A 26,445-nucleotide genomic window follows, 5' to 3' on the forward strand; every position below is an offset into this window, starting at 1 on the left:
AACGAGCATGGTCGCCGTTGCTTGAGGGTGATTTTTACCACAAGCTTAACGGCAGGTAACGTCTGTGTAACTAATTTGTTACGCAATGTCACATAGTGTCGTAGCTTTAACTCGCAAAACTAATGAAAAACTTTGCAAAGTTACATAAAATACAGCGATAAAATATAGGGAACAATGATGGAAGCTAAGATGAAACATAATATGAAAAAGAAATATTTGGCAGCGGTGATAGCTGCAAGTTTAGCGTTATCCGCCTGTATGGCAACCACTGACGGTACAAGTTCTGCCGCTGGCGCTAGCAATAGCGCGGCAGCTGAAAATAGTGCCAATAAAGTCTTCAGTCAAAAATACTTATTCAAAGAATTAGCGAATGGTTTACGGGTATTAGTGGTGAAAACGGATTATCCAGATCTTGTCTCAGTACAAATTCCTGTGTCAGTAGGCTCTCGAGATGAAGATGAAGCGGGTAGAACCGGCTTTGCACATTTCTTTGAACATATGATGTTTAAAGGCTCTGAGAAATTCCCACAAGATGTTTATTCAGATTTATTTAAAAATGCCGGTGTTGATAATGGTGCTTACACCACTAATGATTACACCAATTATCACTTAGATTTTTCTAAAGCACATTTAGATAAAGTATTAGAAATTCAAGCGGATCACTTTAAAAACCTTAAATATACCGATGCACAATTTAAAACTGAAGCATTAACGGTAAAAGGCGAATACTTAAAAAACAATGCTAGCCCAATTCGCAAGCTATTAGCTGCTGTGCGCAAAGAAGCATTTGATACTCATACCTATAAACATACCACCATGGGTTTCTTTGAAGATGTCGAAGCAATGCCTAACCAAATTGCTTATGGCGAAAAGTTCTTCGCACAGTTTTATAAGCCAGAATATGTTTCTTTAGTGATTGTTGGCGATGTTGAGCCAGAAGCGACAATGGCGATGGTAGAAAAGCATTGGGGCAGTTGGAAAAAAGGTGATTTTGTTAATGAAATCGCGCCAGAGCCAAAACAAGAAGCCGCGAAATATGTTCATGAAAAATTTGATGGCTTACCCGGCCATTGGTTATTAGTTTCTTATAAAGGCTCTGATTGGCAACCGAAGAAAAAAGATCGCGCCGCTTTAGATTTAATCTCTGAATTGTATTTTTCAAATAATTCAGCTTTGTATCAAGAACTAGTGGTAGATAAGCAGTTGGCGAGCCAAATGTTTAACTACAACCCTGAAACAAAAGATGCTGGTTTACGTCACGTATTTATCAAAGTGAATGAAGAAAAAGATTTAGCCATTGTCCGTGATGCAGTAAACCGTACCTACGTACAAGCACGTACCGAGCTAGTTTCTGTGGAAAAGCTTGATAACTTAAAATCTAATTTAAAATACAGTTTTGTTAATGGCTTAGATTCTTCAGAGTCTATCGCTTCTACACTTGCTGGTTATATGCACTTTGATCGTGATCCAGAAACGATTAACCACCTGTATAACAGTTTTGACAATATTTCGGCACAAGATATTAAAGACATCGCTAATCAATACTTCATTGATACAAACCGCACAACAGTGACTTTATCAGCATTAGATAAAATTGCTGGCTTTGACCAAGAAGTTGACCTAAACGGCGCAGTGGCAAAAATCGAAATGGAAAAGGCTCACCCTAGTGCTCCGCTGTTTTCAGTATTAGATAAGACCAATGATTCGCCGTTGATTGATGTTAATTTCCTATTTTATACCGGTGCTGCAGCAGATCCAGTAGGTAAGAAAGGTGTGGCGGCATTAACCGCGCGCATGTTAACCCAAGGTGGTTCACAAACGCGTAGCTATAAAGACATTCAGAAAGGTTTATATCCTTTAGCAGGACAGTTTTCGTCTCAGCTTGATAAAGAAATGATGTCATTTACTGGTCGTGTTCACAAAGACAATGCGACGCAGTGGTATCAATTGATCAGTGATCAATTATTGAATCCGGGCTGGCGTGAAGATGACTTTAAACGTCTGAAAAAAGAGTTAATTGATGGTATTAAATCAGGCCTTAAATCTTCTAATGATGAAGAGTTAGGTAAAGAGGTGCTTTATAGCCAACTTTATCAGGGCCATGTTTATGAAAACTATAATAGTGGTGATTTGTCTGACTTAGCAACAATCACTATTGAAGATGTTAAAGCTTTCTACAACACTCAACTTACTCAAGCTAAATTAAACTTAGGCATTACTGGCGCTATGCCGAGTGCTTTAAAAGCACAGTTAATGTCTGACTTAACAGCATTGCCTGTTGGTGATGAAAAGCGTCTAACTATTGCCAAAGCGCCGGTTTTAAAAGGTCATCATGCGACAATAATAGAAAAGAATGCGCAATCAACGGCAGTATCTTTTGGTTTCCCAATCGATACTCTTCGCAGTGACAAAGACTGGGCAGCGCTTTGGTTAGTGCGTTCATACTTTGGTGAACATCGTAGTTCTAACAGCTACTTGTATCAACAAATACGTCAAGCCCGTGGTATGAACTATGGTGATTATTCTTATATTGAATATTTCCCGCGTGGTATGTACCAAACTAAGCCTGACGCAAACTTAGGCCGTTCAAGCCAAATTTTCCAAGTTTGGTTACGTCCTTTACGTTCAAATAATGATGCGCATTTCGCTACACGTGCAGCTTTATATGAGTTGGACAAACTGATCGAAAATGGCATGAGCGATAAAGACTTTCAGGCGACACGTAATTATTTAACTAACTATGCGCCGCAATTAGTGGCTAGCCAAGACCAGCAGTTAGGTTATGCACTTGATAGTGAGTTTTATCAAACCGAAGAGTTCGTTAAGTATGTACGTGGTGAGTTTGCCAAACTATCGTTAGCCGATGTTAATCGTGTTATTAAAGAGAACTTACAAACTGATGATATTCATTATGTTTTCATCTCAAGCGACGGTAAAGACATGAAAAAACGTCTGTTGTCTGAGCAAGTATCACCGTTAACCTATAACAGTGAAAAACCTGCAGAGCTTTTAGCTACCGATAAAATTATCGAAAGCTATCAGTTAACGCTGCCAGCGGAAAATGTTGAAGTTATTGCGGTAGACAAAGTTTTTAAATAGGGTTTTTAAATAATACTTTTAAATAAGTCGCTGCCATAACTTAGCAGCGAACCTACCTTAATAAAACACCACGCTTGCCGTGGTGTTTTTGTTTTTAATAAAGGCTAATAAATGGGGACATAGTAAAATAAAGTTAAATTAACTCTGACCCTAATTAAGTCGAAACAGTAAGTAGGAATTCGCCCTTTCTGGAGCTGTGATTAGTGTTGTTTATGAAACAGTGTTGTTCGATTGTGTATATATATTGCTGTATTTTAAGCTCGTATACTGACTGGTAATTAATCTTCAGTAATTAATAGTCAACAAGGGGTTGTTATGGACATTGCAACAGTTATCGAGCAACAGCGGAAAGTAGAACAAGCATGGCAAGTAGAGCAACGTAAAGGCTTACCTGCTGTAATTAAAGATCTGCTATTACCGCTAGAAAGAGATCAATGGTCGCAACATGCTCGCTATGGCGGCAAAGCGTCTTTTTTTATTCAATATCATGGCGATCTATTGGCGACAGCGGCTTATCTTAAGCAGTCATTGCAAGTATTGCTCGATAGTTCTCAGCTTGTCTTTAATTGGCAGCACTTGAAAGATCCCTTATCTGCAGCACAGTATTTAGTCGATAGGGCGCATAACCATCACCGGATTGAAGATCAGGTTTATTTTCCTCAGTTTAGGAAAATTATGCCGCAGCTTAGTAAGGGCATCGATCTGCTGGATAAGGATCATCAGTCTTTAGATTTAGCATTAGATGACCTAAGTACTAGGGTAATGAGCATGGTTATGACTCTGAACCAAGGAGATGTTATTGATAAACAGCAGGTAAAGGTATTGACCGATAATATCTTATACTTGCAGCGAATATTGCAAAGGCACCTGCATGATGAAGAAGAAGTGATTATTCCGATATTTTTATTATCGGCTTAATTACTTAAAGTGGAAACTAGAGGGAGTTACTAAGACAGTAACTACCCCCTTATTTTGGCCTTAATATTTGCCTTTGTTATTAATAAAGGGTTATTAACAAATGATTATTAAAAAAAGGCTGTTAGCTTCTCATTATTAATCCAAGCTTGGAATTAATGCCGGAATACCAGGTAACATACCTACCGCTGCCATGACCCCAGTTAACACCACAAACATAACACTCGGAATAATCCAGCGACTCATTTTAGTTAATCCCGCACTACGCTCTTTACAGCCAACCAAGCCAAGGTTGTCGAGCAGCATAGTCAACGCCCAACCAAAAGCTGGGTTAACCAGGGCAGAGGAAAAGACCACAATGGCTGCTGATTGTGTTGTTTTACCTTCCCTAGTCATTTCCATACCTGCTTCAAGCAAGGGAATAAATACTCCCACCACTAAGGCGACACAAAGCACAGGTTGCCATATAGCGAGATCCATAGGATAACCCCAAAGCGCCGCGATGATACAAAACAGCGCAGTGAGTAGAGCGCCAGCGGGGATAGGCCTTTTAGCGATAGCTGCGGGTACGATATAAGTTCCCCAAGACGAGGTAAAGTTAGCGCCACCGAGTAGTGAACCGACAGTTTGGCGAATAGAGGCACTGGTCATGGTATCGTCGATATTCATGTGTACTTTTTCAGTACGTTCAGGGTAGTTAATCTTTTGAAATACTTGATGACCTAAAAAATCAGGAGACCACATTGCTACGGCTAAAATAGCGAAAGGCAGTACCACGACAAAACTTTCTAGGGTAGGTAAACCAAGCATCCAACCGGTATTTTCGCCCCACCAATACATTGGACTCATGTTAGGTAAGCCAGGCCCGGTATGAAATTCAAAAGGTGCGCCCATCGCAAAGGCGAGTGTGCCGCCTAGTAAACAACTAAGTGGCACTGCTAACCAACGTTTACGCCAATGTTCAAGTAATGCATATAAGATTATCGTGCAAAAAATAACGACAAAGGCAATATGTGACATGCCTATGTCATTTGCCCAAGTGAACAGTTTATCTACCTGTGAAATGGTACCGACAAAGCCAAGGTACAGTAATAAACCTCCACAAACGCCTTTACTGGTAAGGTTCGCCAGCATGCTACCGCCTTTGGTTATGGCTAAAATAAAGCCAAAGATGCCAATGAGTAGTCCAAGCGCCATTGGGTGACCGCCAGCAGCAACCACAATAGGAATGAGCGGAATAAGCGGGCCATGAGTACCTGCTAGGTTCGCCGTGGGCAATAAAAAGCCAGAAAAAAGAATGATAAAAAGGGAAACAATGAGTAATTCATAGCGGACATTTTCTAAGATAAAGCTTTCATCAAGACCAAGAGACGAAGCGAAGGTTGCTGCTATTGCGCCTACCATAACCACTTTACCAATAGTCGCTGCCATGGCAGGTATCGTATCTTCTAGCTCAAATCTATAATCTCTAAAAGGTAAATTAGGTCGCCAGCGTTTTGGCGCCATTATTTGCAATTCGTGTTCTAGATATTCTTCACGAGTATTAAATGCTGAACTTGGCTTGTGTTTTTGCTGGTAACTTTGACCTTCGCCATTTAGTCCATCGCTATTTCTTTGAGGCTCATCCTTTTGCTCATCTACTGATTCAGATGTATTGCTCATTATTTATCCTTACTCACTCGCTTAAAAGTATTATGTCTTTTAGTGGTGTCATGTTGGCTGTGTCTATTTGATTTTAATGTAGCATGTATCACTAACAACAAAGCCGGGTAAGAATAGGCAATTAGTCGTAGAACACTCATGTAGGTGTCTAAAAAACGAGCTTTTGCTCTTTTTCTTGCTCAGATATACCATGACAATAAAAATATCCCACCAGTAATAACTACACCGCTTGATAGTAAAACCTTAATTATGCCTCATCTTTTAAGTGCTAAATTTTTGTTTGTTATTCCGGCAGTAGAACTATTTTTTTGGCTAATCTTTTACCTGTGTCAGTGAAAAAGTAAAGAAATGACGTTGCACGTGCTGAATAGTAGTGAGTTAAGTTGTTATTCAACCAGCTTAATCCCCATCTTAGTGAAGCAATCACAAGGTGGTGCAGTGTCACTATTATTTACACTAATTATTTGAAACTACATCGCTTTTAATAGATATTAACGGCAACTTTATTTTATGTCAGATAACGATGTTTAAAATTATTAACACACCCGTATTGCTTTTGTTAGCCACAGCATTAACTTCATCATTAAGTTCTTTAGTTATAACGAATGCCCATGCAAAAACACCATTAGATATCAACGAACAGAGCATAGTTAAACAAGTTGAATTAGGTTTGGAGCAAGCACTTAACGACATTGAGCAAGCGGTAAATATAAATAGTGGCTCAATGAATATTGCCGGGGTAAAACAGGTCGGTTTATTGGCAAAGCAACAACTTTTAGCCATTGGATTTGAAGTGCAATGGCTTGATGGCAGTGCTTTTAATCGAGCAGGTCATATTTTAGCTACTCATCAAAGTAGCAACCCCAATGCCGTTAAAATTTTAATGATTGGTCATTTAGATACGGTATTTGCCAAGAACGATGATTTTCAAAAGTTTACAAGGCTCAGTGAAACACAAGCTTCCGGCCCTGGTGTAGCTGATATGAAAGGCGGTAATACCATTATCATTGCTGCATTGCGGGCATTAAAAACACTTGATTTACTAGATAATGTCAGTATAAAAGTGCTGTTAACCGGCGATGAAGAAAGCAGTGGTCGGCCTTTATCTTTATCAAAACAAGCCATAGTTGATGGTGCGATTTGGGCTGACATTGCTCTGGGTTTTGAAAATGGTGATAACAATATAAATACCGGCATGGCGGCACGTAGAGGTTATACCGGCTGGACTTTAAACGTTGCAGGCAAACCAGCACACTCGTCGCAAATATTTAATGATGAAGTGGGTTATGGAGCAATTTATGAAACCGCTCGTATTTTAGAGGCTTTTAGATCCCAGCTAGAACGAGAAGAAAATCTGACTTTTAATCCCGGCATGATTATCGGTGGTACCAGTATAGATTTTGATATCGATAAATCATCAGGTTCGGCCTTTGGTAAAAGTAATGTTATTGCCCAAAAAGCCAAAGTAAAAGGTGATTTAAGAGCACTTTCAAATAAGCAGCTAAAAAGCGCTAAACAAACTATGCAAAACATAGTTAAAAATAATTTAAACCACACCCAAGCTGAGCTCATCTTTGCCGTGGGTTATCCTCCTATGGCACTCACCCAAGGTAACTTAAACTTATTGGCGCAATATAGCCAAGTCAGTCAAGATTTAGGCTATAACGCGGTAAAACCGGCAAATCCACGAAAAGCAGGAGCAGCTGATATTTCATTTGCCGCTGAACATGTTGATATGTCACTTGATGGTTTAGGCTTAATGGGCTCTGGTGCACATACTAAAAACGAAACTGCGGATTTAACTTCCTTAAATAAAAATATAGAAAAAACTGCAATTTTGATTTATCGCTTAGCTAAGCAAAAAGCGAAACATTAAGCGAAACAAAAAGCGAAACGCAAATAACCTCTCATTTTCGATGAGTTTACTGATTAGCCAAAGTAAGCTCATCGACAACATCAACTTCAATACCATCATCGAGCTCAAATAAAATATGCCTAAGTAACAACTAGCTAAATCGGCATTGTTGATAATTTTTTTTTCAGCCTAACTTACACCGCTGAATTTATGGACTTTTTTTGTCTAAATTTAATATCAGATTATTTATACTCTTTTAATACTTAAAATAAATTATTCTCTAATAACTTGAGATACGATTATTTTATATTTTGGAATGAAAAATGCTTATTTAATGAATATCTTAAGATATTGTGAAAAAGAGGTAATACAAAATGAAAAATATAATCAAAGGGTTTATAGCATTATTTTTTCTCAGCATATCATCAATTTCCATAGCGACAATTTTGGATATCGATTTTAATGGTAATCAATTTTTACTTGAAACATTTGAAAGTGCCGAGACGGGCAGTGATTTTTATAGATATGGTAATCCATCAGGATCATCTGCTAATCCTGTATATCCAGGAACAGCAGATTTAATACCATTATTTTCGGATGCGGCACACATTTATACCCATATAAATACGCTTAATAATAAGTTAAGTTTTGGTATTATTTTAGAAAAACCAAATGGTAGTGGTGGTGGTTTATTTTCCGCTGATCTTGATTGGGCTGGACCAGCTGTATTATCTTTCGTTGATGATCCTGGTGAATCTGGAACTATTAACGCAGCAGGACCCCAAAGCATCAGTTTAAAATGGGTAGATTGTTGCACTGATGGTTTTGTTATCAGTGGTTTTGATCCTAATGATTTATTTATAGATCTTACTAATGTACTTGGTTCAGACTTAACCGAAGTGATATTCCTAAGCCCCGATCGAAATAATACTAACTTTTCCTTTCCACAGGACGAATTCAATATCAGTATTGCTAATTGTGTTCCAGCAACGGACCCAAATGCTTGTGTAATAATCACGACTCCTGAGCCATCTATTGTTTTTCTATTTGTTTTAAGTTGCTTTGGTTTGTATTCATCTCGTAGATTGTTGGATGTTAAAGAAGGTCGGAATCTAAAATTGAGTCAAGTGGTGAATATTCGAAAAACAAGCCATTAGCTAATGCTCGGCATACGTTAACGGACATTACTGATACTTGGGCTATGGTTTACGCTAGATGATGTTCGTATTTTTTCTGAGTAGGCGCCATAGGAATTCCAAAGGCTAATCTTAAGGTAAGCAAAGTGTAACGTTTCTTGTCCTGGATATACCAAAGGTACAATTATGAATAAAAAATGCCTGTCAGTTATAAACCGACAGGCATTTGTTAGCAATAGTATGCTATTCCTTTAAAGGGCTTTTATTTACCCGATTGTGGCTATTGCGGATTAAGACCTAATTTTTGCAGCACTAGTTTGAAGTTAGCACGACGCTCTTTAATGGCATGAACTTCACCACTTACTGGACAATGATCGTCTGGACAACCACGGTTGACGATACCTGATACCGCATCAACAAATGCGGTACCTACCATGCCACCATCAACATACTTTTTCAGCTCTGCGTGGTAATTCCAATCTGCATATGGTCCACCTTCATTATCGTAGGCTTGCACAGAGCTAACCCAGAAGAATAAACCGGCAATCCACTTAATTTCTTTATGTTCTTCAGAGCTACAAATTAACCCTGGGTTTGAACATAAATCTAAATCCGCATAGAGCGGGCTATCGGGTGCTGCTGCAACGGTAGTGCCATCAATCGTTGTGCCAATGGTATCTGGATCAACGTGTGAACGACCGACGAAGTGATTAAGGGTACCGAAGTTTTGGCGACCAGTGGTTTGAATAACACCACGTCCCCACCAACCACAACCTTCAACACTTTCATCGCTACCGTCCCAGATGAAGCTACCTGCTTTTTGACCAACGTACTGCTGACATTCTTCACGCTCAAAGACTTGCTTAGAAGTATCTATAGCCGTGGGAACCGTATTACAGTGACCTGCGTTAGTCCAGCGACCTACTTTTCCATTAACTAAAAGCCCTTGTTCAGCAAGTACTGCGTCTGGTGCTGCAAAGATTGGCGCTGGCGCACCGTACCACTTAGCGTGGGTATTGGCCGTTTGTTCCATGGTATTATCACGAGGACAAGAGTAAGCATGATCTTTACCCGATACTGGGTGAGTACCATAATCCGCATATTTCTGACCTAATTGACCACAACTTGCGGTCATTGGGTAATCAATTTTTGCGCCGTATTTAACTTCAGACCAGTTATTCTCGTCACACGCATCGAAACGTATAGTTTCTTGCATACTTTGTGATAGGAATGCGGCAATAGCGACTTTAGCGTATTTGGCATTGGTTGCATCATCAGCAGTGTTATCGACTAACCAGAACTTATCGCCAGCAACACCAACATTGTGCATTGAGTTTAAGCCAGTTAAAAAGTCAGCCCATTTATAAATGGTTGATGGCACCCAAGATGAAGTAGGTGTTTCGTAAAGGAACACTTGGCTATCCATTACCGACTCAATACCAGATAAATCACTGTTTAAAGTAGCGATACTGGTTAGTGGCGTGACACCAGAGCCACTACCTACATAGTAAAGTGGTACCTTAAAGCTCTGGTAGCTAGCAATTTTACTGGTTAGGGCTGTGCTATCGGCATCAAATAATATCGCGAATATATTGTTGTGAGCAGCTTTGCGTATTTTACTTTCGCCAGCAGTATTGCCCATAAAGTAAGTGGTTGCTTGCGCTGTTGGCACCGAAGATAATATTGCTGGCGCTTGCACAAAATCAGTGACTTGTTTGACGTATTCTAAAGCGTTATGCCATTGCTCACTTGATAAGCTTGCAGAGCCGCTTGATTTAGTGAAAGCAATAAAGTCAGCTTTTGCATCGCCTTTATAAAGTGCCAACTTATCAAGTAAATCAGATGTAGCTTTAGAGGCCGCATTCCATACAGATCTTTTGCCTGAGTGCGTAGCGTAAGCAAAGTCACCAATGCTTAACGACCAACCGAACGTTGCGCTTGGCGCCAGCGTAGTCAGTATTAAGTTTTGCGCTTGAGCCCAGCCCTTAGCATCATCGCTTAAGGCATCAATGTCACTAACGCTGATATTGTTAGTATTGGTGGTCGCTAAAGCGGAAGTTAGCGCTTGTTTCACGGCAATTATGCCTAAAGACACGCCTTTATCTGCGGTAATACTATCAAGTACATCAGTATTGATAATTATAGATTCAGAGCCAGCCAGTTTTGCTGTTTGAATTAGTGAGATGAAAGCACTGGTTAACTTGGTGTCATCAGATAGCTCTGTGCTGTTGATTAGGTTAACCGTAATCATATCAGGCAGTGTTGAAGATGGACCGCCAACAACAAAGTCACTCGGCCAGCCATTAACTTTTAAACTTACCGGATCTTTAGCATTTGGTAACGATAACAGTGGTGCTGTACCTTGTGCTGTACCGTCACAGTTTACTTTCCAAGTCCAAGTGTCATCGCTACCGGGACGAGAAGCGGTTTCCCATTTAGCGGTGAAAGCAATGTAGTCATCATTAACGAGAATATCGCCACCTTTGGCTGTTGTGCCTTGAGTCCAAACGCTGTAATCAGCACATTGACCACCTGGCGTAGGAGTTGGGTCAGGCGTCGGATCTGGGTCCGGTGTCGGATCAGGTGTAGGGTCTGGAGTCGGATCTGGATCCGGCGTTGGCTCAGGATCCGGCGCAGTACCATCGACCAGTGTCCATGCACTTTCCCATGCACTACCAGTACCTGGCGCATAGTGGTAAGCAGATGCTGACGAACACCATCCAGCGATATTACATTGATAAACCTTGCCACCATTGCTAACTAAATCACCTGCGGCATAAAGAGTACCAGCCGAGTAGGCGGTAGCTGTTGGATCTGGTGTCGGCTCTGGATCAGGAATCGGATCTGGTGTTGGCTCGGGCTCGGGGTCAGGTGTAGGGTCAGGAATTGGATCTGGCATTGGATCTGGCATTGGGTCCGGTGTTGGGTCTGGATCAGGTGTTGGCGTGCCACCAGTACATTCATCTTTTAAAGCCCAGCTATTATCACTACCAGGAATTGCTTTAGTCCACCATTGAGCAGTGTACGCACTACCATTATGTTGCATTACATCACCGGTATTCGCGTGATCAGGGTTTCCTTGCCAGTCTACCTGAGGGAAATCTGGATATGCATTGATACCTTCACAGCTCTGTGCTGCAAAGGCGTTGCTCGAAATCACTGTGCTCGCAGCAAGTGATATAGCAATAAAAATTTTACTTGGTTTAAAACCAGCCTGTTTGAGTTTCATTCAAATTCCCCATATTTAATTTATTATTTTTTTAATACCGCATGGACAATGCCTGAAGCTTGTTGGTTAAACGCTCCTGTATCGCCTTATGTTTTTGTATGTTTTTCATGCGTATTTCAAGCTATCACGCATTTGACAGCGCTGTCAAATGCCGATTTAGCTAGAAATAGTGTTTAATGTGAAAATGACTTTAAAGACAAAAGTGTCATAAGTAACTAATAAATATAAAGTTATAAAGGTGTTTCTTTTACTTTATTTGGAACCTTATTTTTTTGTAAAAAAATAAGGAATAGGACGTTAATGAGATGTTATTTGTATGTGTGGGGAGTTATTGAAAATACGAAAAATATATTCTAGTTATTTCTCATCATTGTGCACCGACTATTATAATTTAAGTCTACTATATTTTTCCATCACGACTGCCAAGCAGGGAAACAAAAACCCAAGCAGAATTTTGAATTCAATATGAAATATAAGTAAATATAGTACAAAAATAAATCAGAAAACTTCTATGAAATTTCTATAATGGCAAATTATAGATTTATTATAAGACTATATTTACTGACCTTGCTTCAATCGAGTTAAATAAATCGCAGTAAGCGTTGCGATTACATTTATAACAACAATTGAAAGGAAATATTCATGCGAAAATTATTTTTACCCTTACTAATGGCTACTACTTTATGTTCTCCAGCACTTTTTGCTGCAGAATTTTCTGAAAGTATCAAACAAGCAATGTCGTCAGATATACGTACCGACAGAGAAAAAGCTCGAGATAGCAACCGAAAGCCAGTGGAAACGTTGCAGTTTTTCGGCATAAAAGATGATATGAGGGTATTAGAATTGGTACCTGGTGGTGGCTGGTACACCAAACTACTTGCACCAGCCCTACGTGATAAAGGACAGTTTTATTTAAGTCTTGGTACCAAAGGACTTAAGGAATCACTGTTGAAACAAAACCCTTTTGATAAAGTTAAATTAGTCGGTAGTGAAGGTTATGAATTCGAAAACTTGAACTTTAATGTAAACGATCTTGATGCGGTATTAACATTTCGAAACTACCATAATTTTGATGAAAATGAACGTGTCAGTGTAAATAAAGCGGCTTATAAAGCATTAAAACCTGGCGGAATATATGGTGTAGTCGATCATACTCGCAGACATATGCAAAAGAAAAATGATGAAAACGGTCGTCGTTTTGACCCTGTTCTAGCCATTAAAGAAATTCAACAAGCGGGTTTTGTTTTAGTGGATTACTCTAACTTACATTACAAATCAGATGACGAATTACGTTTTGAAGTTGGACGAAAAACCGTACGAGGTAACTCAGATCGTTTCACGCTATTATTCAAAAAACCAGAGTAAGCTGCTTTCTTACTTATAAATGTAATGAAAGTAATAAAGATAATATATGGCGTCAAAGTTAAATTCACTCAATGACATTACTCTGACGCTATTATTCACAATATTAAAAAGTGAGTATTATTTCGTTGGCTCTAGGTATCGTTTTTCAGAAAAGTTTTCAGCTAAAAATGTTTGTAAGCCGCTTAATTGTTTGTCTGAAAACCATTTTTTGTGTGCTTGGTAATAGTCTTTAGTTTGATATACCTTGGCTAATATTTTATTAATATCGTTAATTACCCCTTGGCCTAATTCACTTTTTGAACAATTGAAATGGGCAATAAGGTAAGGGGGTGCATCAGCAATGGTGTATTGCTCTAACAGAGGTTTTTGTGTTTCATTTGGGGTTATATCTACAGGCAAGGCGAGGACAAAATTAACCCGTGATTTATATAACATTGACCCTAGCGCTCTTACTCGCTGGGTGCCGCCGCGGTAATAGATGTTTACTGGGTTTATCTGTTTTATTTGCTGGTCAAGAAAGTTACCAAAAGAGACATCCTGGGCAATGCCCATAATTTGTTTTGGTAATGTTCTAAATACACTAAGAAGGTTTTTAATTTCTCCTTCGGAATTGAATAGTTCGTTAGGTAAAGGGGATTTTGCATTAAAGCGATAAAGCTTATGGGTCAGGTAAAAGCTTTGCGGATCAGAAAAGAGCGAATATTCCCTACGCTCAGGTGTTACCGCTCTATTGGCGACACAGACATTATCATTGCTGTTAAGTGTTTTAATTATTCGGGGCGCAGTCACACGCACTATTCGAACATCATATTTTGGTAATTTTTTTAACTGTTGAATGATTACGTTTTCAATATAGGAAGCAGTTGAGGTTTCAGCAGAGTTTTTAGCTAAAAGATCTATATTTTCAATCTTGTCTTCGACTAACCAAAGAATTCTTTCTTTAACCACTTTTTTATTTATTTGCTCACTTTGCGCCGTGGTGCTAAAAATAACACTATAAAAAGCGCTAATAAAAATAGCCAAGCTAATGAATGAGGCTAGCATGGGTGGTGAGAAAAATAACTGCAAGGGAAAATATCTTCTGAGTAAAATTTCAGCTTATTCTAACTGTATTTTAGTTAATAAAATAGCTTTCAAATGTACAAAATTCATCCTCTGTATAAGGCTATAATTTAGCCTGTTAGCTTAAGGATAAACCAGCTATCGGCATTAAGACTTTACTAAATTTCGCGGAACGTTTATTCGCTTCATATTACACAGACGTTTAGGGGGCGATCATTGTTTTTCATATAGTCGCCACTGTGACTTAGGAGAGAAAACGTCATGTTGAATGATGAATACAACAAAAGGTGAACGTTAATCACTCCTTCTAACAAAATAAAACTATCAACATACCAACCCTTAAATTCATCACACTTTACAACGATTTAGCTGGAATACTTTACATCGCTTTGTTGTTAATACTGTTAATCTGCATTTCTTATTTTTAAACAATTGAATGCCTTATTCATTTTTAAATAGCAGTCAAAATTAATAATTAACAATTTAAGACTAAAAATCATAGCTGCACATTAATAATTTATGAGTTGTAATCTACTAGGAAAAATTATGAAGCCGTTGATAAATACACTTGCCATTATACTCTTGAGTTTGTCTATTAATGTTGGCGCCATAAGTGTTGCTGATATTGAAATTTCTGAGTCTATTAGCTTTGATGATAAAACCTTGCTAGTGCAAGGCGCGGGTGTTCGTAGTAAGTTTTTTATCAACCTCTACGTGGCAAGTTTGTTTAGTGAGCCAGAGATCAACAGTAAAAGATTAAGCGCAACTAAAAGCTATGCAGTGCTTAACAGTCAGAGTATTAAAGCCATTCGCTTGAATATTGTTTCCGGTTTGATCACCTCGACCAGGATGCTTGATTCAATTGAGCAGGGCTTTAAGCTTGCCACCGATGGCGATAGCAAAGAAATAGATGCTCATGTTACTGAGTTTATTGCTGTTTTTGATCAGCCAATAGAGAAGCAGGACCAATTTACTTTTATCAGTGAACCAAATGTAGGTATTCACGTATTAAAAAATAATAAACCTTTAACTAGCATTAATAACGAAGCCTTTCGCCAAGCATTATTGTCAATTTGGTTGGGTACTAGCCCGGTCGATAAGGGTCTAAAAAGAGATATGCTCGGAAAGTAATTTATTGAGCATCTATATTAAGTTAAGCCAAAAATTAAAATAGTGGCGGAGTACATTTAAATAATTTTGCTCTGGCCTCTATGTTCTAACCTCAAGGTATGACTCTTATTTATGACTTCAAGTTACTACTTCAATTCATGTCCGTCATTTATCAGCTTACCTTGGCTCTAACCAATCAATACCAATTAAAAGCTTAGTGATTAACGGCTAAGCTAGCTGACCTAAATTCATACAGTTAACACTTAAGTTATACTTGATAATGCCGATACTTCTTATATAGGCGTTGATAAATTAAGGTAGCTATTATGAGTTCATCAATTAACCCGAATGCGACATTTAACCAAGATGTTCACTCGTTAGCAAAAGCGCAGGATAAAAAAGACAGCGGCGCCATAGGCCAGCAAGTATCGGGTCTTGCCGATAATAAAAAAATGACAGAGGTACAAGAGCCCATTTCGGTCAGCCAGAAAAAACAACTTAACGCGGCAATTATTGAATCGTCACTAAAATTTAGTAAATCAATAGGCGACCAACCACTGTCACTGCTGTTAAAAACCGCCTTACAGGGAATAAATGAAGCGCTTAAAGCGGGAGGCGTAGAGACTAGTGTTGAAGGCGCTTATGAATCTGGTATTGATTTTAGCCCCGAAGCGACGGCAGAGCGTATTGTTGCTTTTAGCACCCAGTTCCTAGCTTCTTACCGAGAGCAGCATCCAGAAATGAATGAAGCGCAATCGTTAACGGCTTTTGTTGATATTATTAGTGGCGGCATAGACCAAGGTTTTGCTGAAGCCACAGATATTCTAGGTGCTTTAAAAGTATTAGGAGGAGATATTACCACTAATATTGATAAAACCTATGAGTTAGTTCAGCAGGGATTACAGTCTTTTGTCGATTCTTTTAGTGCAGCAGAATAAGAATAAACTTGCTCTAAATAAACGAGGTTATAATAATTCTAACTCCTGCTCTTTTTTGTGAGGTGAGACAAAAAATAAAAAAGGCCAATAATTGGCCTTTTTAATGGTAATGTTACCGGAAGTTATTAGTGTAAAACTATTTAGCCAATGTCTCCGCTATATAATCATCAATGAAACGTTCCAGAATATTAAGCGGAACAGCACCATTTTTTAACACTACATCATGAAAATCTCGTAGATCAAATTTATTTCCCAACGCGAGTTTTGCTTTCTCTCGTAACTCTAAGATTTTCATCATCCCTACTTTATATGACGTAGCTTGACCGGGCATTACAATGTAACGCTCAATTTCAGAAACAACATCTGATTGTGCCATACCAGTATTCACTTTCATGTAATCAATAGCTTGCTCTCGGGTCCATTTTTTATAATGAATTCCCGTATCAACCACTAAACGCACGGCTCTAAATAGCTCCGCTTGCAAACGGCCAATATTATCGAAAGGGTCGTCTTGAAAACCCATTTCCCATGCAAGGTATTCACTATACAGCGCCCAACCTTCTACATAAGCGGTAAAGGGGGAAAACATTCTAAATAGTGGTAAGCCTTCTAATTCCATTGCAACAGCAATTTGAAAATGGTGGCCAGGTATACCTTCATGATAAGCCAATGTGCGCATTGCGTATTTAGGCGTAGCTTTAATATCATATAAGTTCGCAAAAAATCGGCCTGGACGGCTACCATCAATGGCTGGTTGCTGATAATAAGCGCCTGGAGCGGTTTTTTCTTTAAACTCAGGAATCCTAACAACTTCCATGCCCGCTTTTGGGCGGATTCTAAATGCAGAGTCTAAACCCGTATCTATTTCATCAAGGATTTTTTGATAATCCACCAGTATTTGTGCACGGCCAGCATCACTGTCTTCGTAATAAAAGCTTTCTTGCGCAGCTAAATCTTCGATAGCGGCACTAAAACCCTGAGTAACGTCATAGTTTTGTTCTGCAAGAATAGTCATAATTGCTGACTGAATACGATTAACTTCTTTTAAGCCAATATCATGAATATATTGAGGTGTGTAATCGGTAGTGGTGAAGAATTTTAACGAGCTTATGTAAGCTTCCTCGCCGTTAGGTAAGCGCCAGAAACCATCATCAGTTTTCGCTTTTGATTTTATATTAGTAAAGTAGTCAATTAATGATTTATAGGCAGGGTGCACATAATCTTTAATATTACTTTTCGCTTTAGCGAGCAATTTAGCTTGTTCATCATCACTAATATTACCGCTTTCAGTCATTTTTTTCGCCAACGAGGTATAAAGAATATTTTCCTCTATTGGTTTACCGACAAAAGTGTTCATTTCTTCAAGTACACGTTCAATAACAAACAAGGGTGGAATAATTCCTTTTTCTTCTCTTAACCTTATTCCTTCGAGTTCTTGAGTGAACTTACCTTTCACTAACACTAAACGCGATAAATAGTTTTCAACATCATCGCTGCTATGAATTTGGTGTTGAGCTTCCATAAAACTTGGGTAACCATTTTGTATGCCAAACAGCTGGTTTACTGGGTAACTATGATAGCGGAATTGTTCAGAGTCCTTGGCAAAATTCAGTAAATATAGCGCAATCTCTTTAGAAAGAAGGTCAGCCTCGGTTAAACTGTCATTTTCATATGAATTGAGTGTTTTATGTACTTGTTTTAACTTAACATATAACTCATCGGCTTTAGCAAGGCTTGCGTCATCAAGTTCACCATTATGTCCAGTGATCCCCACTGACTCCAAAAAGCCTAAAGAGGTCAATGTTTCTGGGCTTTCGAAGGCCATTTTTAATACTTCTCGATCGACAAAAGATCTAAACCTCAAGGGTTTATCGGCATTCCATTCATAAGCAGCGAAACTGCCAGCAACCACTATTACTGTAAGCAGCAGTACACCAAGCCATTTAAATATTTTCTTTACCATAATTCCCTCAGATGATATTACTTATTAATTTATTAAAATCATAAGTTTAATAGTTTTGATTTATTATTAACTCATTGAAGTTAACAAAATAGTAACAACAAGTAAAAAAAATGAAGAATTAAGAAGATAAGTAATATCAAAAGGACTTTTTAAATTTTACCAACGGTTATTTAATTGTGCTGCTTTTTTATAGGCTTTGTTGACCTGAGCCGGTGAAAAGCTTAATCTCATTCAGTGCAATAAATACACAGTTTTTATGGAACTATGTTTAGCCTTGAGGAAAACGGATGATGATTTGTTTCTTTTGTGCTTTAAATAGGCTGTTTTGTCGGATTGACTACTTTGGTGGGAAAGTGAATGTTGACTAGTAAATGTTATTTAAACTAAAGATATCATTTATTACGCATATGGAATAATAAAGGCTTAATTTATCAGCCGTAAATATTAGTGTATCGCAGCAACCTGACCTAAATATATGATTTGAATATTTTAAAATATGTTCAAAGATGTTCATGTAAAAAGATAAGGTACAACGACTAATGAGTAGTACAATAAGTCCTCACCTAATAAGGTTTAGCAAACAAATACTAAGTTTAGTTCCTTATGCGAGTAACGACAGACTTGAGTATCTTGTTCAAAAACTCCTACCAGAAGAAAGTAGCGGTCAACACCTTGCCGTTAAAAATGAAATAAAAAAACTTGCTCAACAAGCAACTAAATCAATTGATTTACGTTTGTTTTTTAGCGATTGTGAAATTGTTAAACACAACAAAATTAATCATTATCTTGATTCAGCAGGCAAAGCGTTTTTTAATCAGAAACTACTGGAATATCAAAATCTTTATACCATAGCTATTTATCATGAAGTTATGGAACATGCTCGAGAGAGAGTTGCTAATAAAGGCAAAAATACAAATACAAATAAAAATGAAAATAGCAGTAAAGTTTCAGCGTTCAAAATAGATAAAACTGAGCCGAAACCATTAGTAAATAAAAATAGAATAATTCATGAAATAAAGACGCTTAACTCTTCTTGTAAAGTTTTTCTCAATCCCATTATGGGCATGACTTCTCAAGGAAAGAAAAACATTGGTATAACCGCTAGCATTGAAAAAATGAATAACCGAAAAGTTATTATTAAGACGTTAAATAAAATAGAGCATATAAAATCTAATAAAGTGTATTTATGGTTATATGACCATGATAAAGCAATAGATTTTGATAAAGAGCTCGAGCTGGGATTTGAGATAATAGATAGTCAAAGCAGCTCAGTAAATAATAACTTTGAATACTTGTTAAAATTCTCAACGCCATTAACCGATAAACAAATGCGAGTTTTGTTTTTTCATTACTTAATGCAAAAAAAACGAGCAATAATCGGCCCGACAGAACTCTTTATCAAACCACTATTTGACTCGATAACCTCTAAAGGTTATGAGCAGTTATACCTAAATAAAACCCATGATATCCCGATACTTTGTTATAAAAATAATAATGTCTGGCATGCAAAAGTAGCGATGAAAACTTCAGGTAATGACCAATTATGGGATTTCTTTAGCGATAAACAACAAAATTTTCATTTACCTGTGTTACTCGGACATAAAGATATTCAACATGCGTTGAATGAAAGCAATGCCGTTGATAAGTATGCATTTATATTGAAGTATAGTTATAAAGAAACCTTCAGCTATGCACTCATTTGGTATGACGAATTTGTTAATAATAAAAGTGTTAAAGCGATTTTTAATCGTTATTTCAAAAACGGTCTATTTAGAGTAGTTAAAATATCGTCGTCGTTTATTAATGCTAAAGAAGATGCTTATGTTCCATCAGCGCTACCTTGTCATGTTCATCCTAAAATGGCGGTATTAAATAGGGTTCCGCCTAAAGCGGCTTTAGATGTGATTAGTGACTGCGATCACATGATCACAGTTTCAGATATAAGCAGTTTGTACGAAACTATCTATCAACCAATAAGTGGTGAAATAACTGAATTAAATAACCTATTACCTAAACGCTTCCAACTTAGTACACTTGATGATCTTGCTGAAACTGAAATAGTAACCGCTGAAAGTGATGAATCAAGAAGTGAAGACCGCTTCGTTTTATCGTTTAAAATGGCGATTACACGCAGTAATAACGTGGTGGTAAATATTCCGGGTGAAACACAAAATATATCTATCCAGGGTTTATTAGTCAATCTAGCAAAAGAAACTAAATTTAAAGCCGGCGAAGAAATCGAAATTGAATTAACTGTGCCTTTTGCCGAGGAAGACCGCAGGCTTAAAAAACAAAAATATATTGTACTGGGTTATGACGGTCATGGCGCAGTGCGGTTATTAATGAACTCAATCGAAAGTAAGCATTTAGCTTGTCGAGCCATAAGAAAGTATTTATATCAGCACATTGATACCATTGAAGCCTGTGGTAAACGTGGCAGTCGTATTTATGGCTTGCAGAAAGCGATGAGAAATATTTATGCCCATAATCATTTCTCTATTCCATTCTACTTAAAAGCAACTAAGCATCAACAATATATCAATGCAGCAAGTTTTAGTGGTAACTCAGCGCTTAAACATCTTACTTATAAAAATGAGAGTAGTGAGGATATTATTCTCAATTTGTTGAGTAATAAGAAATTTAGAGAGTCATGTTTATCAATCATCGCCGTGCTCGCTTACCAAGATCTACCCGCTCGTGCTTTCTATATTCTTGTGTTGCCGAAAGATAAAAATGACAATGAAGAGTACTCATTCTGGTATCGTGATTTAGCGGTATTAAAGAAGTCGTCTCAATTACAAGAATATACTAATAAGGTCGCTAGCCTTGGCCAGCCAGCAATTTTAAAGATTGAATTGAAAAAAAGTAATAAAGCTCAGAATATGCATTATCGTGACGAGATCAGTTATTTAAAGAGTTTGAATAAAGACCTGGCTCATGATCTTGAAGTGCAATTAGAAAACACTATTGGCATAGGAGAAGTTACTGATTTAACGGACATCGCAATTGAGATGATCCGCAATGCTAATGTAAGTACTCAAAGAACAACCCATTCAAAAAATAAACTTAGCTATGCCATGCATACGTGAGCAGGCTGACAATATCAGCCTTGCAGTTCTTTTAGTCGGCAACATTTAGCCACCAATAGTTTAGTCGCCAATAGTTTCAATATCGCCACGCATTACTGGATAACCTAAATTCATCCAACCAAAAACGCCTTCCCATAAAACTGCAGTGCGGGTGTAGCCACGATCTCTTAGTTTTTTAATGGTGTAATCTGCTGCGGCACGCGGGCAAGAACAATAAGCAATAATTTGCACATCTTTGGGAATGCCTGCCACGGTTTCATCCAGATCTGCATAGTAGGGAAAAGGAATAGAACCTTCTATATGTGCGGTTTGCCAAACCGAAGGCACACGTGTATCAAGCAGTACCATTTTGTTTTTTGCCAGTAAAGCGGTGTTTAAATCTTTTGATGATACATACATGCCATCTTGTAAAGTAAAGTTTGGGTCATCACCATTTTTGTTAATAACGTATTGCTCAGGTGTTGGCAGTGCTTTAAGTATGGTTCTTTCTTCTTTCCAGCCGAGTGCTTTACTGCGTAAAAAAGCGGTAATATTGTTGATGTCTTGCGCCGATAACTTATCTTTGAAGGGCTGCATTGGTGTGTCTTGTCGACCATTTTGTATGGCATGACGGATAAATTCATCGGTGTTGTGGGCAAGGGCAGATTGATTACCTAGCGCAGGCGCCGTAACACCTTCGCCCTGAACCCCATGACAGCTGGTACAGTTTGCTAAATAGACTTGCTCACCGCGTTTAATATCACCATGAACAGGATTAGTTGATAGCTTTAAGCGCTGAACTCCTGCTTGCTCAAATAACCAATAGGTTAAGTCCCAGGTTTCAGCTAGCGTCATCGGCCCGCCAACTTCATCAAGGTAACCACCCATAGCAGTGCCTTTTCTGCCATAAGACATCGGTCTTAAAATAGCGTGCGGAACACCGGATTCAAATAAGCTTTTGCTGCGCAGCGATGGCGCATGATCATTGACATGGCCTTGTCGGTCTGCGCCGTGGCATAAAGCACAATATTTTTGGTAGTTTGTTGAAGCAAGCTTAGCTTGGGGCTCTGTTAGTTTTCTTGGGGGTGGTAGGCTGCCTAACTCAGCATCTTGAGCAAATAATTCAATAGGCGCAATAAAACCTAATAAACCTATCAAGCAGCCAGCGAGTAATATTCTTTGGAAAAATAAGGACATCATCTTTATATTTTTTATATTTTATTATGACAAGGGTTAGTTAATAGACTAGCGAGCATAAAGGTAAGAAGCAATGCCTACCTTGGTGGTGAAAAGTTTAGTAACATTTTTGTCATCACAAAATGAACATTATCTAGCGGCTACCGATTGGCGTTATTACCGAGATTAGCCGAGATTAGCCAATATTAGCCAAGGTTAGCCAAGCTTGACCAATTCGCGGCTAAGCAACTGAAAATCAAGCGCCAAGTAACTGAGTTAACTCCACTAAAAAAAATGAATCGCTGAATTGTGCATCTCGACAGCTTTTCAGTATATAATAGTGCCCGCTTTCGACTTGGCTGATGCTGCACCGCATAGGAGTCGTAGGGTAGAAAGCTTACGTGTAGGGTAAAACTAGACGTAGAACTTACTGATTAAACTATAAAAATAGAAATAAAAAGACAGTAGCAACACTAATACAAAAACGAATCCGAGTGGTATGGCATGCAGATATTAGACAAAGATTATCAGATTAACAGCGTTAGTAAGGCCATTGGCGCTGGAGAAAACTCCATTATTGCACTGCCTACAGGTGGCGGTAAGAGTATCTGTATCCTTAAATTGTGCCAAGCATTATCCGACAAACATGTCGTGGTTAGTTTGCGTAATGCGGCATTAATTCCGCAGTTATTACACACACTGACCTCTAATGGTTTGACGGTTAGCGTGGTCAAATCTGGCTACACCTATATAGCTGGCGGTGATGTGACTTTAGTGATGGAGCAGTCTTTTGCTCGCAGAAAGCATTTAAATATAAAGTGTGATGTACTGTTACGTGATGAATACCATGTTGGCTGCATGGGCGGCGTTTATATCGCTATGCGTGAAGACTTATCTCCTGATTTGATTATTGGTCTTACGGCTACACCCATCGATAGATTAGGTGTTTATATTGATAAGTCGATGAAATTGATTGAAGAGACGACAACTAAGCAGTTGATTGAATTGGGCGAATTAGCCAAACCGGTTTACAAAGTACCTAGCCTAGCGCAAGAGATAGATTATAGTGCCGTTAAGATGTACCGAGGTGACTTTAGTGTTTCAGGTTTAGACTGCATATTACTGGAACATTGCTCTTTAGTTGCCCAACAAACCGTTGATGATGCACTTTCTCATGGCCGCAAGGTTATGTTATTTGCTAACTCTATTAAACACGTAGAGGCGTTATCTGAGGCGTTTGAATTACTCAATGTTCAACATGAAATTGTTCACTCGCAGCGCTCAGGTAGTGATAATGATGAAAGCATACGTAGATACAAGTCAAACGATGTTAGGCTAATTATCAATATGTCTATGCTGACCATTGGCTTCGATGATCCTGCTACTGATTGCGTTGTTTTAGCGCGACCTACCAAGATTTTAAGATTGTATTTACAGATTATCGGCAGGTGTTTACGTGCCTCTAAGGGCAAGGAAAATGCGTTAATTCTGGATTTAGCTCAATGTATCTCTACCCATGGTTTTGCGGAGGATTATAGAGACTTTACCCGTAAAACGGCTAAGTCTGCAGCGATAATGTCAGAGCGATTAAGTGTCACCAATATAGCTCAATTTGTTGATGGTGAGTTCAGCTACAATGAATCAATAGAGCGTAAGACTGTCAAAAGAAAGTCACCGGTTAAGCGTACTCGTATTATTCAGCCTAAGTTAGTTGCCAGCAAGGAGCTTATTGCTAGAAGTGCAAGCAGGCGGGCTGCATCGTTAGTCAGGCTTAACCCTAGAATGGAAAAATTCGTCAGTACTATCGAGTTAGTTAATATCGTTTATGAACAGCAAGACGAAACTAGCAAGATGCTTGATGAGCTCGCTATGGTTAAGATAGTGGCGCTTATAGGCTTTGCCTACAGTGATGCATTAGTTGATAGTTGTACTAAATTAGTTGAGCTGCTTCATGCTGAAAACCAATCAATTAGAGGTTTACTACCTAGGGTTAGTAATTTGATAACCGAGATAGCTAAGCTAGACCTAGCAATCGCTTAGGTATAACTTAGGTATAGCTTAGCTATAAACCACTATTTATAGTAAAAGGAGCTTCATGCTCCTTTTTTTGTCGATCTTTTATGTGAAATTTAATACTGCATGTTGGCAAAAGTGGTTGCTACGCGCCTACAAAGTGTCAGCCAAAGCAATGTGCTTGATAGAGTCTCAGCGGCAATTTTTGTTACTGCTGGTCTAGCCGACACGGTTTGATAAGACAGAGAATAAAGATATGGGAACTATAATTCCACATCAATTTAGTTAACAACTTTATATCAGCTAACAGTATTAAGCTTTATGCTCTTAACGTTAATGTTATTAAGACAATACCGTGATCGGTACTTTCGCCATCTCGGTCGAAAATAGGGTTAATTAAATGTCGGTCGTAAGTATCGTAGTCACTGACTTGATAGAGACTGTCATGATAACTGGCATCAAATTCACATGATAATAAGATGTAATCGAGTACTGAGCTGCTAGCACCAAAATAATGTGTTGGTTTACGTACTTGTTTTTCTGTTAGCTTCATTTCTTGTCTAACTTCTAGAGTCGCTTCTAGCTTTACAGCAATAGTAGTTTCACTTTCACCATCTTCACCAGTATCACTAGGCTCATTAGTTAGCACTTTTTGAAACAAATCCCAAGCGTCATTTAAACAATACTTAGCCAGGTAGGCATCGCGATCAATGCGTGAGACAAAACGTAAGGTGTTGGTTAGTAAATGACTTAATATGCCATCGGTTAAGTTATTATTAAAGTCGCCCATTAATATCATCGGCTGACCCGTAGCTTCACGCCGCGCTATCATATCAATCATTAATAACGTCGCTTCACTACCACGTTGTATAGTTGAGCCCCAACCACCCGCCATTTGCGCTTTTAGGCTTTCAATAATAGTTTTTTCTGGCGATAGACTCTGGCTTTTATCATCGAATTCAATCATCGAACGTTTAGACTTAAAGTGCACCACATAACAATCGCAGTTACCGATATGAGGTACATCAATGGTCGCTCTGATCACTTTTCGGCTAAAAGAAAAGTCACCGCTTAAGCCTAATGTCTGTGCAAGCTCTAGGTCTGGCTTTACCGCATCAACTTCAACTATAGGATAACGAGAGGCAATGGCGACCACAGGACTGCGATAAATAAAGTCATCAATGACTTGAGGTTGAGCAACCACAGAAAAATAATCATAACCTTGCGCGGCGACTAACTCTTTTAACGACTCAGTACTAAAAACTTCTTGAAAACCAATAATGTCAGGTTGATATTCACGCAAATAGTCTGTTATCCAATTTTGTTTTTTTACCCATTGTGCGGCACTATAAATGCGCTCAAACTCATAAAAAGCATTGGGCGGCTCTAGGTAATTAAACAAATTAAAACTAGCAATTTTAAGTTGCGTATCTACAGCTGAAGGGTCTACTGATGTGGCGTTCTTTAATGCGGGGAGTTTCTGATTGATTGCTTTTATCTCTGAGGTTGATGAGGCTAATATAATCGATGAAAATAATTATACCTCATCGCACGACTCTTTATGAAAAGTAATAATGGCTCTATTAAAAACAAAAAAGGGGTCGGTAATAAATGATGCAATCATTTATTACCGACCCCTTTATCTTTATATCAAAGCAGTTCACCAAGTTAATTCACTTAGAGATTAGCTTGGTCAGCCATTCGTTAGTGTTGAAATTGTTTACCGCTGTACCAGCTATCAAGTTTGGCTGGTTGTTTTTGTGCCAGAACAGGAAGGTGCTTTTTTTTGCTGAGTTCTTTAGCTGTGTAGCAAGGGTTGTTATATAGTGCAGTGTTCATTGTTAGTCTCGTTGA

At 38.4% G+C, this 26,445-nt stretch carries 15 protein-coding genes; 9 read left to right on the plus strand and 6 right to left on the minus strand.

The features are described from left to right. The first annotated feature begins 201 nt into the window (after positions 1–201). A complete protein-coding gene (locus HRT55_RS10035; protein WP_291621314.1) occupies positions 202–3,099 on the plus strand; it encodes a pitrilysin family protein in 2,898 nt (965 codons plus the stop codon). A gap of 315 nt (positions 3,100–3,414) precedes the next feature. After that, positions 3,415–4,017 (plus strand): hemerythrin domain-containing protein, encoded by a 603-nt coding sequence (locus HRT55_RS10040; protein ID WP_291620914.1) that lies wholly within the window; start codon positions 3,415–3,417, stop codon positions 4,015–4,017. 135 nt (positions 4,018–4,152) lie between these two features. On the opposite strand, the gene HRT55_RS10045 is transcribed toward HRT55_RS10040, so the two are convergent. Then, the gene (locus HRT55_RS10045) at positions 4,153–5,676 is read right to left on the minus strand and encodes a DUF3360 domain-containing protein (RefSeq protein WP_291620915.1); all 1,524 of its coding nucleotides are present in this window, start codon (positions 5,674–5,676) and stop codon (positions 4,153–4,155) included. A gap of 523 nt (positions 5,677–6,199) precedes the next feature. Between HRT55_RS10045 and HRT55_RS10050 the strand changes: the two genes are divergently transcribed. Both HRT55_RS10050 and HRT55_RS10055 read left to right on the plus strand, forming a co-directional pair. Then, on the plus strand, positions 6,200–7,552 hold the full coding sequence (locus tag HRT55_RS10050) for a M20/M25/M40 family metallo-hydrolase (protein ID WP_291620916.1): 1,353 nt from the start codon (positions 6,200–6,202) through the stop codon (positions 7,550–7,552). Between the two features lie 353 nt (positions 7,553–7,905). Next, a complete protein-coding gene (locus tag HRT55_RS10055; RefSeq protein WP_291620917.1) occupies positions 7,906–8,688 on the plus strand; it encodes a hypothetical protein in 783 nt (260 codons plus the stop codon). Positions 8,689–8,947: 259 nt separating this feature from the next. Here the strand turns inward: HRT55_RS10055 and HRT55_RS10060 are convergent, their stop codons facing one another. After that, on the minus strand, positions 8,948–11,896 hold the full coding sequence (locus HRT55_RS10060; RefSeq protein WP_291620918.1) for a cellulose-binding domain-containing protein: 2,949 nt from the start codon (positions 11,894–11,896) through the stop codon (positions 8,948–8,950). 642 nt (positions 11,897–12,538) lie between these two features. On the opposite strand from HRT55_RS10060, the gene HRT55_RS10065 reads away from it, so the two are divergent. Next, positions 12,539–13,261: a methyltransferase gene (locus HRT55_RS10065; protein WP_291620919.1), complete on the plus strand. Its 723-nt coding sequence runs from the start codon at positions 12,539–12,541 to the stop codon at positions 13,259–13,261. 117 nt (positions 13,262–13,378) lie between these two features. Here HRT55_RS10065 and HRT55_RS10070 read toward each other — a convergent pair whose 3' ends face one another. After that, entirely contained in the window at positions 13,379–14,329 is a 951-nt protein-coding gene (locus HRT55_RS10070; RefSeq protein WP_291620920.1) for a transporter substrate-binding domain-containing protein, read from the minus strand. A 540-nt stretch (positions 14,330–14,869) separates the two neighbouring features. On the opposite strand from HRT55_RS10070, the gene HRT55_RS10075 reads away from it, so the two are divergent. Together HRT55_RS10075 and HRT55_RS10080 are read left to right on the plus strand one after the other, a co-directional pair. Continuing rightward, positions 14,870–15,454, plus strand: a complete 585-nt coding sequence (locus HRT55_RS10075) for a chalcone isomerase family protein (RefSeq protein ID WP_291620921.1) — start codon at positions 14,870–14,872, stop codon at positions 15,452–15,454. 305 nt (positions 15,455–15,759) lie between these two features. Further along, positions 15,760–16,371 (plus strand): DUF5610 domain-containing protein, encoded by a 612-nt coding sequence (locus tag HRT55_RS10080; protein WP_291620922.1) that lies wholly within the window; start codon positions 15,760–15,762, stop codon positions 16,369–16,371. Positions 16,372–16,507: 136 nt separating this feature from the next. Here the strand turns inward: HRT55_RS10080 and HRT55_RS10085 are convergent, their stop codons facing one another. Continuing rightward, on the minus strand, positions 16,508–18,334 hold the full coding sequence (locus HRT55_RS10085) for a DUF885 family protein (protein ID WP_291620923.1): 1,827 nt from the start codon (positions 18,332–18,334) through the stop codon (positions 16,508–16,510). A 539-nt stretch (positions 18,335–18,873) separates the two neighbouring features. On the opposite strand from HRT55_RS10085, the gene HRT55_RS10090 reads away from it, so the two are divergent. After that, positions 18,874–21,423: a hypothetical protein gene (locus HRT55_RS10090; protein WP_291620924.1), complete on the plus strand. Its 2,550-nt coding sequence runs from the start codon at positions 18,874–18,876 to the stop codon at positions 21,421–21,423. Positions 21,424–21,483: 60 nt separating this feature from the next. Here the strand turns inward: HRT55_RS10090 and HRT55_RS10095 are convergent, their stop codons facing one another. Beyond that, the gene (locus HRT55_RS10095) at positions 21,484–22,602 is read right to left on the minus strand and encodes a c-type cytochrome (RefSeq protein WP_291620925.1); all 1,119 of its coding nucleotides are present in this window, start codon (positions 22,600–22,602) and stop codon (positions 21,484–21,486) included. Positions 22,603–23,082: 480 nt separating this feature from the next. On the opposite strand from HRT55_RS10095, the gene HRT55_RS10100 reads away from it, so the two are divergent. Continuing rightward, on the plus strand, positions 23,083–24,618 hold the full coding sequence (locus tag HRT55_RS10100; protein WP_291620926.1) for a DEAD/DEAH box helicase: 1,536 nt from the start codon (positions 23,083–23,085) through the stop codon (positions 24,616–24,618). Between the two features lie 292 nt (positions 24,619–24,910). Here HRT55_RS10100 and HRT55_RS10105 read toward each other — a convergent pair whose 3' ends face one another. Then, positions 24,911–26,008, minus strand: coding sequence for an endonuclease/exonuclease/phosphatase family protein (locus tag HRT55_RS10105; protein ID WP_291621316.1), 1,098 nt, complete (start codon positions 26,006–26,008; stop codon positions 24,911–24,913). Between the last annotated feature and the right edge of the window lie 437 nt (positions 26,009–26,445).

Source organism: Colwellia sp. (genome assembly GCF_013214175.1).
Taxonomy (GTDB): Bacteria; Pseudomonadota; Gammaproteobacteria; order Enterobacterales; family Alteromonadaceae; genus Colwellia.